The 14,734-nt window shown below is 70.8% G+C and carries 11 protein-coding genes; all 11 read right to left on the bottom strand.

Annotated elements, in window-relative coordinates; genetic code table 11:
- Positions 1-105: 105 nt before the first annotated feature.
- Complete coding sequence (locus DZA62_RS31870) at positions 106-1,395, bottom strand: sulfatase family protein (protein ID WP_198664417.1); 1,290 nt, start codon at positions 1,393-1,395, stop codon at positions 106-108.
- Positions 1,392-3,239: a fumarylacetoacetate hydrolase family protein gene (locus tag DZA62_RS31865; protein ID WP_116953000.1), complete on the bottom strand. Its 1,848-nt coding sequence runs from the start codon at positions 3,237-3,239 to the stop codon at positions 1,392-1,394. The genes DZA62_RS31870 and DZA62_RS31865 overlap by 4 nt, the downstream gene beginning before the upstream one ends.
- Before the next feature lie 17 nt (positions 3,240-3,256).
- On the bottom strand, positions 3,257-5,119 hold the full coding sequence (locus DZA62_RS36590) for a glycosyl hydrolase family 28-related protein (protein WP_198664416.1): 1,863 nt from the start codon (positions 5,117-5,119) through the stop codon (positions 3,257-3,259).
- A 65-nt stretch (positions 5,120-5,184) separates the two neighbouring features.
- Complete coding sequence (locus DZA62_RS31850) at positions 5,185-6,798, bottom strand: FAD-dependent oxidoreductase (RefSeq protein WP_116952999.1); 1,614 nt, start codon at positions 6,796-6,798, stop codon at positions 5,185-5,187.
- The gene (locus tag DZA62_RS31845; RefSeq protein WP_198664415.1) at positions 6,791-7,627 is read right to left on the bottom strand and encodes an ATP-binding cassette domain-containing protein; all 837 of its coding nucleotides are present in this window, start codon (positions 7,625-7,627) and stop codon (positions 6,791-6,793) included. The genes DZA62_RS31850 and DZA62_RS31845 overlap by 8 nt, the downstream gene beginning before the upstream one ends.
- Complete coding sequence (locus DZA62_RS31840; RefSeq protein WP_232827659.1) at positions 7,624-8,574, bottom strand: ABC transporter ATP-binding protein; 951 nt, start codon at positions 8,572-8,574, stop codon at positions 7,624-7,626. Before DZA62_RS31840 ends, DZA62_RS31845 begins: the two co-directional genes overlap by 4 nt.
- Before the next feature lie 73 nt (positions 8,575-8,647).
- Positions 8,648-10,177: an ABC transporter substrate-binding protein gene (locus DZA62_RS31835; RefSeq protein ID WP_116952997.1), complete on the bottom strand. Its 1,530-nt coding sequence runs from the start codon at positions 10,175-10,177 to the stop codon at positions 8,648-8,650.
- Between the two features lie 44 nt (positions 10,178-10,221).
- Positions 10,222-11,109 carry an ABC transporter permease gene (locus tag DZA62_RS31830; RefSeq protein ID WP_116952996.1) on the bottom strand — a complete coding sequence of 296 codons (888 nt, stop codon included), beginning with the start codon at positions 11,107-11,109 and terminating at the stop codon, positions 10,222-10,224.
- Positions 11,106-12,035 carry an ABC transporter permease gene (locus DZA62_RS31825; RefSeq protein WP_116952995.1) on the bottom strand — a complete coding sequence of 310 codons (930 nt, stop codon included), beginning with the start codon at positions 12,033-12,035 and terminating at the stop codon, positions 11,106-11,108. Before DZA62_RS31825 ends, DZA62_RS31830 begins: the two co-directional genes overlap by 4 nt.
- On the bottom strand, positions 12,032-13,105 hold the full coding sequence (locus tag DZA62_RS31820; RefSeq protein ID WP_116952994.1) for a LacI family DNA-binding transcriptional regulator: 1,074 nt from the start codon (positions 13,103-13,105) through the stop codon (positions 12,032-12,034). Before DZA62_RS31820 ends, DZA62_RS31825 begins: the two co-directional genes overlap by 4 nt.
- 599 nt (positions 13,106-13,704) lie before the next feature.
- A complete protein-coding gene (locus tag DZA62_RS31815) occupies positions 13,705-14,682 on the bottom strand; it encodes a dihydrodipicolinate synthase family protein (RefSeq protein ID WP_198664414.1) in 978 nt (325 codons plus the stop codon).
- Positions 14,683-14,734 lie beyond the last annotated feature (52 nt).

Raw genomic sequence — 14,734 nt, 5'->3', positions numbered from 1 at the left:
GCTCTATCGGAGCTCGGAACCAGAGCTGCAGTCCACCTACGACGCCGTGCAGACCCATCGCCTCGACACGGGCCGGTCGCGGACCACCCGGTGACCAGCCGGGCCTCATCGCGGCGCGCCAGCTGTGGCTCGGCCGGCCGCACGGGCTTCCGCGGCATCGCGCTGGGCGTCGATCTCGTCCTCGAAGCGCGCCGCCAGGCCGGTGAGGTGCTCGAGGACGTCGGGGTGCCGGTCCTTCAGGTCGTAGGTCTCCGCGGGGTCGAGCTCGAGGTCGAACAACTGAGGAAGTTCCCGGCCCTGGGCCCGGCTGGGGTCGCGGGGGAAGCGGTCGAGGTGCAGCTTCCACCGACCCCAGCGGACGGCGTTGAGCGTCCACCAGTGGAAGAAGAACAGCGGACGCGGCTGCGTCGTGGAACCGCCGGTGAGGACGGCCGACACGTCCACGCCGTCGATCGGCCGGTCCCGCGGTGCCGTCGCGCCGGTCAGCCCGGCCAAGGTCGGCAACAGGTCGAACAGGCACGCCGGCTCGTCGGACACGGCGCCGGCGGGGATGTGCCCCGGCCACCGCGCGACGAACGGGACCCGGATCCCGCCCTCGTACGTGTGCAGCTTGGTGCCTCGGAGCCCTCCCGTGCTGCCCTCGAACCACGGCCCGTTGTCGCTGGTCACCATGACGAGGGTGTCGTCGGCCAGGCCGAGGTCGTCGAGTGTGTCGAGCACTCGGCCGATGTGGTGGTCCAGGCTCTCGACCACGTCACCGTACGTGCCGCCGGCCGACCGGCCACGGAACTCGTCCTCCACGTGCAGCGGGATGTGCGGCATGGTGTGGGCGAGGTAGACGAAGAACGGCTGGTCCGCGTGCCGCTCGATGCTGTGCCGTTCGATGAAGGCGATGGCCTGGTCGGTGTACGCGCGGGTGAGCGTCGCCTGGTCGACGTCGGCGGTGGAGATCTCCTCGCCCTCGAACAACTCGACCGGATGCATGTCGTTGCTGTACAGGAGCCCGGCGTACTCGTCGAAGCCGTGCCGGGTCGGGTAGTGCTCCGGCCGGCAGCCGAGATGCCACTTGCCGAACATCGCCGTGCGGTACCCCGCGTCCCGCAGCAGCCGCGGCAGGGTGTACTCCCATGGCGACAGCCCGGTGCCGTCGCGCGGATTCAGCACCTTCGGCAGCCCGACCCGCTGCGGGTACCGTCCGGTCATCAGCGCCGCGCGTGACGGGGTGCACACCGCCGAGGCGGCGTACATGTGCCGCAGCGTGATGCCGTCTGCGGCGATGGAGTCGATCCGCGGCGTGCGCAGGATCGCGTTGCCCATGCAGCTCAGGTCGCCGTTGCCGAGGTCGTCCATCACGACCAGGACGACGTTCGGCTGGGCCCGTGGCTCGTCGCTCATCGTCGCTCCTGCTCGTCGTCGGCCGTGGACCGGTGCGCCGGCGAGATCTCGGCGCTCACCTCGCCGAGCCCTTCGATCTCGCCACGGACGACGATGCCGGCCTCGTACTCGTCGCGGGTGAGCAGCAGCCGCGTCGCCGTCCATCCGAGGGTGATGACGTCGCCGGGGAACAGCGTGATCATCGCGGAGATGGTCCTGATCAGGTCGTCCGGGCCGTGGAGGTACTCCGACGTCGTACCGCTGACCACGCGGTCGCCGATCGCCAGCGACAGGGCCCGGCCGCGCCAGTCGTGATCGGGCAGCGGTGTGAGCCGTTCGCCCACGACGTTGAACCCGTCGGCCCATCGGCCGTACATGGCGGGGATGCCGCGTTCGCCCGTACGCGCCGGCTCCACGACCGCGTCGGCGAACGAGCGGTCGCACAACGAGATCAGGGGCGTGTACCCGAGCACGACCTCGCGCCCGTCCTCCACGTCCGCGGCGAGGGCACGGGCGACGACGGCGAGCTCGATGCCGACGACGAGATCGGTGGCGCGCGGCGGGATCTCGACGGCGGATCCGCCCCGGCCCAGCGAGGTCGCCGGCCCGTTGAGGAAGCGCGGCACCTCGAGCCGGGGGAGCCCGTCGGACTCCTCTGCGGCCTCGTGGTTGCCGAACGACGTGTACAGATGCCGCGCCGACGCGACCGTCCAGGCGTCCGGCGACTCGACGACCGAGGAGCCCGACGCCGCGACCTCCCGCACCGCGTAGGACGGATGGGACGTCAGCGGCACCGCCGGGCGGTCCGTGCCATCGGCCACGACGACCGGGTTCACCAGGGTGCCGACCTGCTCGATCTCGACCTCGAGCTCCGTCCGGGGCGTCCGGCCGGCCGCGAGCACCGGCAGCCCGTCGACGCCCATCGTCGCGAAGTGGATGACGTCACCCGGGTGCAGCGAGGCGAACGAGGAGTACCAGGAGATGACGCGCTCGATGCCGAGCAGCGTCGCCCCGCTGTGCGCCCGGTCCCGCGTCCGTCCCGACTGCCGGGTGTACATCAGCAGGTCGTACGGATCGCCGACCTCGTCCTTCGTCACGAGGAACGGACCCATCGGGGCCATCGTGTCGGCATTCTTCCCGCCCCAGGAGGCGGTCACCTGGTAGAGCCAGTCGCTGTAGCGCTCCGGCAGCGAGTAGCCGCGGCCGGCGTTGCCGGGAACGATGCCGTAGTAGTACGTCCCGGCGACGTCGTTGATGACGGTGTAGCCGGCCACGTGGTCCATCGCCTCGTCGACGGGGATGTAGCGGCCGCCCTTGCCGATGACGACAGCCAGCTCCACGTTGTACGACATCAGCGGCAGGTGGTGGCCGTTGCGGAAGGTGACCGGAACCCCGGATCCGATCGCCGCGCCCTGCGGCCGCTGGTGCCCGAGCGGGAACAGATTGAGGATGCGGGTGTTCGGGTTGTTGCGCACGAAGGAGGGAGCGTTCGCGACCAGTCCCCAGTACAGCCGCGGCCGGGGAACGGGAGCCAGGAGCTCGATCTCGTCCACCGGCGACCCGGCGTTCGGCAGGAGCGTCGCGTCCGACTGCGCCACGAACCGCTCCACGTACGTCACCATGCGCGACAGCACGGCCATGCCGTCGTCCTCGAGCGCGAGGAACTCCGCGAGCGTGGCCGGCCAGTCGTCGCCGAGGAACCGGGGACGACTGGCGACCAGACCGGACGACGGGATCGACGCGTACCTGGCGACGAAGGCCTCGGCCCGCGCCGGTTCGACCACCCAGGTCGTCCCGGTGGCCGGCTCGTCGAGGACGAACCCCCATCGTTCGGCTCCGTGGACGAGGTAACTGGCCAGCCGCACGCGTCGATCCCTTCGCCTCAGGAGTTCCGGACCTGGGCGCCCAGCGGCAGGCGTCGCCAGGCCTTGCCGTCGGCGACGGCGAGCACACCGGCCCCCGTGGACGCGTCCGTCACCAGGGCGACGGCGCCCGCGGTCGGCTCCGGCAGGTCGGCCGCCGAGACGGTGGTGAGCTGCAGGTTGTGCGCGTACACCGTCCGGATCCGCCGATCCGCCGAGCCGATGTCACGCGCGTTGTCGGCCGTCGGGACCAGCCCGTTGATGTCCACCCGCATGGCCGCGACCCCGTTCGAGTCGTTCGTCGAGCAGAGCAGCTCTACGGCCGCCGCGCCGGAGGCGTTGGCCGGGACGACCCGCACGCCGCCCTTCACGCCGGGACCCGCGCCGGTCGCCTGCTCCGACGCGGCGACGAAGCTGCCGTAGGCGTCGGTGCCGGGCTGGGGAGCAGTGGTCGCCCGGACCACGAGCGCGCCGTTCTTCGCCGCGCTGAGCTCGTGCTGGCGGGCGCCGGAGCTGCGGCGCTCGACGTAGTTGTCCTGCCCGAACGCCTCGGCGTACACGACACCGGTCGTGCCGTCGACGATGTTGCCCACGATCGTCGAGCCGGCCAGGGTCCCGATCACCCGCACCGGGGGTGCGCCGGCGACGGTGTTGGCTCCGAACGCGTTGCCCATCACCGACAGACCGGTGGCGTTCCCGTTGACCCGGACCGCGCCCCACCGTTCCTCAGCGGCCAGGTTCCAGTTGTCGAACGAGTTCGCCGAGATCGTGATCTCCGACGCCGCGGCGGCGAAGTAGACCGGCGATCCGTCGACCCAGTTGAAGCTGTTGCCGGTGATCGTCACGTTGCGGGCCGTGGCCTCGGGACGGAACTCGATCGCGTGCCGCGGCCGGGCGCCCCCGCCGGGATTCCCGCCGCCGAGGACGTTCCCGCTGAAGGTGAGGTTGGTGCCACCGGACTTGATCGAGATCACCGACGCGTCGGTGGCGTTGGTGGCGCCGTTCTCGACGACGTTGCCGGAGAAGGTCGAGTTGATGATGCCGCCGGTGAACAGCCGCCGGCCGATGTCGAGGATGTTGTTCGCGATGATCGCGCCGCGGAAGTTGTGGGCGTCCGCCCCGGTCGTCGTGATCGCGAAGCTCATGCTGTGGAAGTGGTTGCCCTCGATCAGCCACTTGCGCATCCCGTAGGGCAGGACGTGGACGTTGTCGCCCTTGACCCCGTCGACCGGCCAGGAGATCTCCAGGCCGATGTTGCCGACCGCCACGAGGTTGTTCGTGAAGACCATGCCCCGGCCCACGTGCTTCGACGCGATGTTGAAGTCGACGAACGTGCACTCGGTGATCGTCGCGTCCATGTCGTCGCTGTTCGAGACGCCCTCGCCGAGGCTGTCGTCGCGCTTGGTGTGGATGGCGACCGCGTTCGCCCGGCTGGGGTCGACCACGAAGGCGAGGCCCCGGAACGCGGCCAGTGGTGCCCCGCACGCGATGCCGGTGCCGTCGAAGTCGACGCGGATGAGCGACGTTCGCGAGCCCATGGTGCCGGCGCCGGCCAGGACGATGCGGTTGAGGTTCTGGCCGCCCAGATGTTCGACGTCGGGGATGACGAGGGTGCGGGTGATGCGGTACGTGCCCGGGGGGAAGTAGACGATCTTGTTCGCGCGGGCCAGCTGCGCGTCGATGGCCTGCTGGATGGCGGCGGTGTCGTCGGCGGCGCCGTCGCCGACCGCCCCGAAGTCCTGCGGGGTCGTCGCACCCGCCACGTCCACCTCCACGGCCGGCGCCGCCTGCGCCGACGTGCTGAGGGCGCCCAGCGTCGCGGTGGCGAGGCCCGCCACACCGGCAGTGCGGAGGAGATGACGTCGGTCGACAGTCGTACCCATGCTGCTGTCCCTTCGTTGGGTGGAGTAGCCGGTCCTCGTGCGGTGAGACGTTCTGAACCTGCGGATCAGTAGCCCTTCACGTCGGGCCACGCCAGCTCGAAGCCGTCGGCTCGCAGCTCGTCCTGGAACGCCGCGAGCCGCTTCTCGTCGGCCCGCACCTGTTCCGGGGCCAGGGAGTGGGCGAGGCAGTGCGCGGCCAGGGCGCCGGCGGCCTCGCCGATGTTCCACTCGACCGGGTGCAGCCGGTAGCAGCCGTTGGTGATGTGCGTCGTGCCGATGTTCTTCCCGGCCGCGATCAGGTTGCCGACCCGGAGCGGCAGCAGCGCGCCGAGCGGGATCTGGAAGGGGCTGCTCGGAACGTCGAGGTAGTTGTCGCCGCCGGTGGAGGGATGCAGGTCGATGCGGTACATCCCCACGCCGACCGAGTCCGGGTAGCTCACCGCGCCGGCGTCGCCGCGGACCGTCAGCGACAGGTCCTGCTCGACGACCGTCGTCCGGGCGCGGATCCGTCGCGACTCGCGGATGTACGGCGCCTTCGCCAGACCGTCGGTGGTGCCCATGACGTCGCCGCGCAGCCGCAGCCCGGGCCAGCCGGTGCCGCCGTCGGGCCGCGGCGCCTCGGTCTGCAGCCAGTACAGCATGCTGAACGAGAGCTGCCGGGAACCCTCGAGGTGCTTGGCCCGCTCCTCGTCGCTGACGCCGATCAGCGGGCCGGGCAGATAGTCGATCATCGGCCAGTTGACGACGGTGATGTCGCTCGCCGCGAAGCCCGGTTCGTACTGTTCACGCGCGAAGATGCGACGGAACAGCCAGAGGTCGCGGTCACCCGGATCGGCGCTCTGGTCGGCCACGATCGGGCCGGCGGCGGCGTGCGGCACGAACGTCCGGGTGAGCGACTCCAGGGTGCGGGGATCGGGTGCCGTGAGACTCAGCAGCCGATCCGGCCAGACCTCCGGCCGGTAGTCGCGCCAGAAGCCGTACTGGTCGGGACGGTCGATCGTGTGGTCCTCGCCGTCGAGGTGCTCGACGGCGAACACCCACGAGAACGCCTGCTGGTTGAGCGGCTGGGCCTCGGCCGGGGCGCTGGGTTCGCCGGTTTCGGCTGCGGACTCGAAACCGATGACATGCTCGACGTCGGCCAGCGGCAGGAGGTCACCGAGCTCGGTCCCGTCCAGAACGAACGGCGCCTCGACGGTCACCTCGACGCCCGCGTGCGAGGCGAGGGTGACGGCGGTGATCCGGTCGCCGTCGACCTGGGCGGAGACGGCCCGGTGCCGCGTCAGCACCCGCAACGTCCCGGCCGAGCGGTACGGCGCCAGCATGGCGTCGATGACGGCGAGCGCCGCCCGCGGCTCGTGGCACAGCCGGCTCACCCGGCCCAGGCCCGGGTTCAGGTCCGGCCGGCGTCGCGCCGCCGAGGTCAACGGGTACCAGGTGCGGTAGTACTGCCGCACACCCTCGCGGAACGCGCGGTAGGACCGGGTACAGCCGAACTGCTCGATCCACGGGTGCTCGTCAGGCGGGACCGCCTGGCTGGTGAGCTGACCGCCGAGCCACTCGTACTCTTCCGTCACGATGACCGACCGGCCGCGTCGCAGCGCTGCCAGCGCCGCCGCGACCCCGCCCACCCCTCCGCCGACGATCAGCACGTCCGCGCGGAGGTTCTGCTCGTTACTCACCTGATACCGCTCCTCGGGTCTCGAACGACCTGCCCGCACCCTCGAGGTCGTAGGCGGCGCCCAGCAGTTGCTTCGTGTAGGAATGCGACGGCGCCGTGAACACCTCCTCGGCGGAGGCGCACTCGACCAGTTCGCCCTTCCTCATCACCGCCACCCGGTCGGCGATCTGCCGCACCACCGCGAGGTCGTGGGTGATGAAGAGGATCGACAGATCGTGGGTCCGCTGGAGATCGACGAGCAGGCGCAGGATCTGCGACTGGACCGACACGTCCAGAGCCGACACCGCCTCGTCGCAGACCAGCAGCCGCGGCCGCAGCGCGAGCGCCCGGGCGATGCTCACCCGCTGGCGCTGCCCGCCGGACAACGCCGACGGGCGGCGGTCGGCGACTCCGGGATCGAGGCCGACATCGGTGAGGGCATCGGCCAGCGCCTGACGGCGATCGCCCTTCGGCGCGACCGCCGGATGGACCTTCCAGGCCTCGCGGATGATCGCCGCCACGGTCATGCGCGGGTTCAGCGAGGAGCCCGGGTCCTGGAACACCATCTGGATGGCGCGCTGCAACTCCGCGGGCCGCTTGTCGACCGGTCCGAGCTCCCGGCCCTCGTACGTGATCGTGCCCTGCTGCGGGTTGACGAGCCCGAGGACGCAGCGCGCGACGGTCGACTTCCCCGATCCGGACTCGCCGACCAGTGCGAGCGTCTCCTGGGCCTGGATGTCCAGATCGACGCCGTCGACGGCCTGGACGATCGTCCGGGCGCCGCGCAGGGACCGGCGGGGCCCGGGGAACGTCACCCGGAGGTCTCGGATCTCCAGAACGGGCGAACTCACGACTCCACCCCTTCGGCGAAGTGACACGCGCTGAACCGGCCGGGCTCGACCTCGCGCAGGACCGGCACCTCGGTGCGGCAGCGGTCCTGCGCCATCGGGCAGCGTGGATGGAAGGCGCATCCCGCGGGCCGGTCGAACGGGTTGGCCGGAGCTCCCCGCAACGGCTCGGCGATCGCCGACTTCGTGCTGACCGCCGGGACGTTGTTGGCCAGCGCCCGGGTGTACGGGTGCCGCGGCTTCTCCAGCACCTCGCGGGCCGGCCCTCGTTCGGCGACCCGGCCGGCGTACATGACCACGATGTCGTCGGCGACGTGCGCCATCACCCGCAGGTCGTGGCTCACCAGCAGCATCGCCACGCCCTCCTGGTCGCGGAGGTCGGCCAGCAGCTGGAGGATGCGCGCCTGCGTGGTGACGTCGAGGGCGGTCGTCGGCTCGTCGGCGATGATCAGCTGGGGCTCGCCGGCCAGCGCCGTCGCGATCATGACCCGCTGCCGCATCCCGCCGGACATCTCGTGCGGGTACACGTCGATCCGCTGTTCCGGGTCCGGGATCCCGACCCGTTCCAGCAGCTCCAGCACCCTGGCACGGACCTGCTGCCGCGGCATGCCACCGCGCCGCAGGATCTCGCCGACCTGCTTCCCGATGGTCTGGATCGGGTTCAGGGCGGCCAGCGGGTCCTGGAAGATCACGCCGATCTCGTGCCCGCGGATCTGCCGGATCCTGCGCGCGGACGCAGCGAGGAGGTCGTCGGACTTCCACGTGATGCGCCCCGTGGCCTCGGCGCCGGGCGGCAGCAACCCGACGATGGACATGGCGCTCATCGTCTTGCCGCTGCCGGACTCGCCGATGAGGCCGGTCGTCCGGCCGGCGTCGACCTCGAACGACACCTTGTCGAGAACGGTCCCCACGCCGGCACCCGACGGCAGGACGACCACGAGGTCCTCCACCCGGAGCAGAGGCGCTCCGGGCGGGGGGCTCGTGTCGGCTGCCACGGATGCCACGGCGGCGGACGAGTGCTGGTCAGTCACCCGAGACCGCGACCTCGTCGAAGTAGGGCAGACCGTCGGGGACGGGGGAGAAGCCCTCGACGCTGGTCCGCCAGGCGTACGGCTGCTCGACGAACATCGGGTACATGCCGACCGCGTCGTTCCAGATGATGTCGATCGCCTGCGCGTACAGCTCCTCCCGCTGCGCGGTGTCGCTCGTCGAGCCGGCCTGGGCCAGGATCTGATCGAGCTCCTCGTTGCAGTAGCCCATGCGGTTCGCCTCGCAGGTGTACAGACGGCCCAGGTTGGTGGCGGCGTCGAAGCCCTGCGACCCGAGCTGCTGGAGGTTCATGTCCCAGTTCAGCGCGAGCAGGTCGTCGAGGAAGACCGCCTGCTCCTTCTCGAGCGGTTCGACGGTCACGCCGATCTCGGCGAGGTCCGAGACCACGGCGTCGACGAAGTTGCGGAAGTTGGCCTGGGAGAACTGCCAGCGAATGACCGTGTTCTCGTAGTCGAAGCCGGCCGCGTCCAGTGCCGCCTTGGCCGCATCCGGGTCGTACTGCACCGGCTCCTGCGGCGCGTAGCCGAGTACCGCGGGGCTGATCGGCGAGTCCGCGGCCGACCCGGTCTCCGGGTACAGCGACCCGATGATCGCCTCGAAGTCGACGGCCTGCCACAGCGCCCGCCGGACGGCCGGGTCCGCCAGCGCCGGCGTGGAGGCGTTCATCCACATCGTCATGACGCCCGGGCTCGGGACGTTCTCGACGGTGAGGTTGGTGTCCGACTTCAGCGCGGCGATCTGGTCGTCGGGCATGCTCCAGGTGACGTCGACCTCGCCGGTCTGCAACGCCGTCATGCGCGCCGCCACCTCGGGGATCGACTGGAACTCCAGCGTGTCCAGCGTCGGCTCGCCGTCCCAGTAACCCGGGTTGGGTACGAGCTGGAGCGACGCCCCCGCCTCGAACGACTCGACGACGAACGGCCCCGACCCGATCGGATCCTGGAAGAAGCCCTCGTCGGCGGCGGCCTGCGGCGTCACGAAGAACGACGAGATCTTGCCGAGGAACGCCGCGTCCGGGGTCGGGGACGTGAACACGACGGTCGTCTCGTCGGGCGCGGCCACGGTGTACCCGCCGAAGTTGCCGGCGAGCGGGCCTTCTCCGGCCATGACCCGATCGAACGACGCCACCACGTCGGTCGCGGTGACCGGGGTGCCGTCGGAGAACTCGACGCCCTCGCGCAGCGTGAACGTCCACACGCTGGCGTCGGCGTTGGGCTCCCACGACTCGGCGAGCTCACCCTCGAACTCGCCGGGACCGTTGCTGACGACGAGCTGGCTGAAGATCGCCCGGGCCGCGAGCTGGGTGCCGGCATCCAAGCTGGCCGCACCGTGCGGGTCGAGGTTCTCGATCGGAATCGGCCCGGCGACGGTGAGGTCGCCGCCCGTCGCGCCGGACTCGCCGGTCGGCGACGACGGATCGTCGGACGAGCAGGCGGCCGCAACCGTCAACAGGGCGACGGTGCCTGCGATCAGCGAGAGTGAGCGCCGTGCATGGAACGTCATGGCAGGTGTCCTTTCGTCATTGGAAGAAGGGGGGTGCGGACGCGCTAGTCCCTCTTGCGCGTGAACCGCCGGGTGAGCTTGTCGCCGACGAGCCCGATGCAGATGACCAGGATGGTGAGGGCGACACCGGGGAAGACCGAGATCCACCACGCGGTGGCGAGGTGCTCACGGCCGCCGGCGATGGCCTGGCCCCACGACACGATGTGCGGGGGGAGTCCGAGACCGAGGAAGCTGAGGGCCGCCTCGGACAGGACGGCCGAGGCGAGTTCGATGGTGGCCAGGGCCACGACCGATCCGGTCAGGAACGGCGCGATGTGCCGGGTGAGCGTGGCGGGTTTGGAGACACCCATGATCCGGGCGGCATCGACCCAGTCGCGCTCCCGGGTGGACATCGTGATGCTGCGCGACAGCCGGGCGAAACCGACCCAGCCGCCGACCGACAGGGCGATGATGACGACCACCATCCCGCGCTGGAGCAGGCCGGCGATGACGATCGCGAGCAGGATGCCCGGGAACGCCATCAGGATGTCGACGGCGCGCGAGATGAGCGCGTCGATCCGTCCGCCGAAGTAGCCCGCGATGGCCCCGAGCGTGATGCCCAGCAGGCTGCACGCCGTGACGACCGCGGCGCCGATGATGAACGAGGTCCGCGCGCCGTACACGACCTGCGCCAGCACGTCCCGGCCGACGGCGTCGGTGCCGAGCCAGGCCGTCCCGGACTGGGTCTGCGACCCCGGTGCGAGCAGCCGCTCCGTCACCTCGGTGGCCACGGGGTCGTAGTCGATCAGGAACGGGCCGATCGCCGCGACCAGCACGTAGATGCCGATGACCACGTAGGGGATCGCGGCCAGCGGCCGCCGGCGCCGGCGCCGAGCGGGCGGCGCCGCCGGGCCGGGCGCGGCCTCGGTGAGCATGAGGTCCGATTGCGTCATCGGCGCGCCTCCAGACGGATCCGCGGGTCGAGCTTGGCGTTGACGATGTCGGCGGCCAGGTTGAGGACGATCACGCACACCGCGATCAGGACCGTGGCGGCCTGGACGACCGCGTAGTCGCGGTTGCCGACGGCGCCCACCAGCAGTGACCCGAGCCCGGGCCAGGCGAACACGGTCTCGATGATCACGGCGCCGCCGAGCAGCGTCCCGACCTGGAGGCCGACGACCGTGACCACCGGGATGAGGGAGTTCTTCAGGACGTGGCCACTGAGCACCTGCGTCTCGGTGAGGCCCTTGGACCGGGCGGTCTGGACGAACGCCTCGGACATCGTCTCGGCCACCCCGCTTCGGGTCATGCGAGCCACCAACGCGGTGAACGGGATCGACAGCGTGGCCGCCGGCAGGACGAGGTTCTCGAAGCTGCCGCCGCCGGCGCTCGGCAGGACCTGCAGCTGCAGCGCGAAGATCAGGATGAACATGATCCCGACCCAGAACGGCGGCAGCGCCTGCAGCGCGAGGGTGACCGTCGACACCGCGCGGTCCAGCAGGCTCCCGGGGTTCTTTCCGGCCAGCACGCCGAGCACGAGGCCGGCGAGGATCGCGATGGTCGTCGCGGCGAGGGTGAGCTGGACGGTCGCCGGGAAACGCTCGAGCACCTGGTCCATGGCCGGTCGCCCGAAGCGGTAGGACTCACCGAAGTCGAGTCGCACGACGTCGCCGAGGTACGAGAGGTACTGGAGGATGACCGGCCGGTCGAGACCGAGAGTGTGCCGCAGGGCCTCGATCTCCGCCGCGCTGGCGTCCGGGCCGAGAGCGACCGTGGCCTGGTCGCCCGGGGCGAGCCGGACGACGACGAAGACCGCGGTCACGACGCCCCAGATGGTCAGCAGGCCGATCGCCAGCCGCTTCGCGATGAAGTAGGTCACCGTGCCCCTCCCTCGGGTCCCGCCGGCGGCGGTGCGACCGAGTCGCCGGCGATCGGGGTGCAGGCGACGCTCAGCTGCCGGTGCCCGTCGTCCTCGTCGTCCAGCAGGTCCAGGAGCAGCCGGACGGCCTCCCGGCCCATCTGCTCGCGGTGCAGCGAGAACCGGGTCCATTCGCGAGCGTTCTCGCCGAGCGCCGGGTCACCGAGGAGGACGACCGAGCAGTCCTCGGGGATGCGGACGCCGGCGGCCTCGGCGGCACGCTCCACCGCCACGATGGTGGAGTCGTCCTCGCTGGGTTCCACCAGCAGGGCCGTGACGCCGGCGGACCGCCATTCGCGCAGCAGGTCGGCGGTGACCGAGCCGGCGTCGTCCATCGGATGGACGAGGCACAGGTCGGCGGGGATCCCGGCGGCGTCGAGGCCCTGCAGGAAGCCGGACTCGCGGTCGCGGGTCGGTTCCTGACCGTCGCTCAGCTTCAGGTACGCCATGCGGCGGTGCCCGAGCCCGGTGAGATCGCGGACCATGGCGCTGGTGGCGCCCACGTAGTCCGCGGCGACGTACGACAGCTCCTCACCGGGCACCTCGCGGCGGCCGATGAACACGAACGGGAAGTCCTCCTGGACCAGTGCGGCCAGATCGTCGCGATGCAGGTGACGACCCAGAAGCACGCAACCGTCGGCCACCTTCAGCCGGTTCACCCCGCCCGCATAGATCCGCCGATCGCCCCCGGAGCTGGCCGAGCTGAACAGCAGGAGGTCGTAGCCGTACTCGGCGGTCGCCTCTTCCACGCCGAGCAGGAACGGGAAGTAGAAGTCTCGCTGGCCGACGGGGAAGACGGGCTCGAACGTATAGAGACCGAGCATGCGGTTCCGCCCGCCCTTGAGCCTGCGAGCCGCCGCGTTGACGGTGTAGCCGAGCTCCGCGGCTGCTCGGAGCACCGATCGCCGCGTGCCTTCGGCGACCTGCTCGCTCGCCGCGCCCCCACTGATCACCAGCGACACCGTCGCCTGTGACACGCCGACGCGACGGGCTATGTCCACCTGGGTGGGTCGCCGTCGTTGCGCTGCCATCTGGGTCCTTAATACGTATTGGGTCTCGATGGGCGCTGATGTTACGGATGCATGACACGTGACGTCAATAGCCCACGCGGCGCGTGCTCGTGACGCCCGTTACGCGCATGGCCGGCACCTGCCGCCGACGCGGGTGGACGAACCCGGCGGCGTCGCGCCGATCGCGGGCGGGCCCTCGTCGCTCGGGGCCGGCGCCGAGCCGGAAGCGGTGCGGCCGGGCTTTCTCGACCACCGTGCGACGGTGAGCCCGGCCATTTCCGTCGTTGTCACGTCGACATCGGGCGCATTGTCATCGACGGATCGACGCCGAGCCGCAGCCGCCGGTTCGAAGGCGCTATGCCGCTGGTCAGAGCCAGAACGATCTCGGCCCGCCCGCCGCGGCGCCGCGCTCGGCGGTGAATGCCGCCGAGTTCTCGTGATGCGTGGATGAGCCAACGACGAGAGGTCTCGTCAGCGACGGAATATCGCCTGCCGCCGCTGGAACCGTGACGACATCGACGAGCGGCGACACACGACGCGGGTGCTCTCCCGGCGAGAACAGGTCGGTGAGCAGACCACGCGTGGAGGTGAGCCGCCTTGGGCCGGTCGGCGGCCGGGGGTCAGGGTTCCACCGGCGGCAGGAGGGCGGCGAACTCGCTGAGGAATCGGTCGATCATCTCGATCTCCAGCTTGTCGAGATGGTGGGCCGGCTCGCGGCACATCGCACTCGCGAACAGCCCGCGGCGCACGCTGATGAGCTTCTCCGCGGCGATGATGAGCTCGGTGTCCTGCATCCAGTAGGAGATGAAGGGCAGCAGCATGGCGTGCAGGCGGTCGCCCTCGTCGTCACGGCCGGCCTCGAAGTGCTTCCAGATCTCGATGTAGACCTCGGCGAACGAGCAGCCGGGCTGGCTGCCGACCGCGCCGCGGCGGATCGCGTCGGGTAGTTGCAGTCCCGCGTAGCCTTCGACCGCCTGAATCGGCGGCTCGAGCCGCAGCAGCTCGCCGATCAGCGCACCGGGCGGACTCGACTCCACCTTCACGTAGGCGAGGTTGGGGTGACGACGCGCGACGGCGGCGATGTCGGCCGCGCTCATGAAGGTCGCCGTCTCCTTCGGGGCGTACTGGAGCACCACGGGGACCGGCGCGACGGCGGCGCACACGGCGGCGATGTGCTCGATCAGCGCCTCCCGGGACGGGGCCAGGAAGTGCGGCGGCAGCAGGTTGATCGCGTCGGCGCCGGCGGCCACGACGCGCCGGGCCCGTTCGACGGCCAGCCGGGTGGCATGGTCCTGGATGGCGACGATGGCCGACACGCCAGGACGTGCGGCGGTGTGCGTGAGCAGCCGGTCCACCAGAGTCGTCCGCTCGTCCTCGGTCAGTTTGTAGAACTCCGAGGCGAAGCCCGGGAACATCACGCTGGTGACGCCCGTGCTCAGCACGTGGCGCACCAGCCGGTCGAAGCCGGGGAGATCGACGTCGCCGTTCTCGGTGAACGGCACTTCGAGGACCGGCGAGATCCCCGCGATGAGCGGGGCCGGTGGCTCGCCGCCGTCGGGCGCCGTCCGGTCCGTGGTGCTGGAGCCAACGTCGATCACGAGTACCTCTCAAATATCGATGCCATTTTCGACCCAGTGGACATGGGTCGGT

The sequence above is a fragment of the Jiangella endophytica genome, assembly GCF_003427025.1.
Taxonomy (GTDB): Bacteria; Actinomycetota; Actinomycetes; order Jiangellales; family Jiangellaceae; genus Jiangella; species Jiangella endophytica.
The sequence above is the reverse complement of the archived record's forward strand: the minus strand, read 5'-3'. Positions and strand labels throughout refer to the sequence as shown.

Coding starts and splice junctions, on each gene's coding strand:
- DZA62_RS31870 (WP_198664417.1), bottom strand. CDS start 1,395: ATGAGCGACGAGCCACGGGCCCAGCCGAACGTCGTCCTGGTCGTGATG.
- DZA62_RS36590 (WP_198664416.1), bottom strand. CDS start 5,119: ATGGGTACGACTGTCGACCGACGTCATCTCCTCCGCACTGCCGGTGTG.
- DZA62_RS31835 (WP_116952997.1), bottom strand. CDS start 10,177: ATGACGTTCCATGCACGGCGCTCACTCTCGCTGATCGCAGGCACCGTC.
- DZA62_RS31830 (WP_116952996.1), bottom strand. CDS start 11,109: ATGACGCAATCGGACCTCATGCTCACCGAGGCCGCGCCCGGCCCGGCG.
- DZA62_RS31820 (WP_116952994.1), bottom strand. CDS start 13,105: ATGGCAGCGCAACGACGGCGACCCACCCAGGTGGACATAGCCCGTCGC.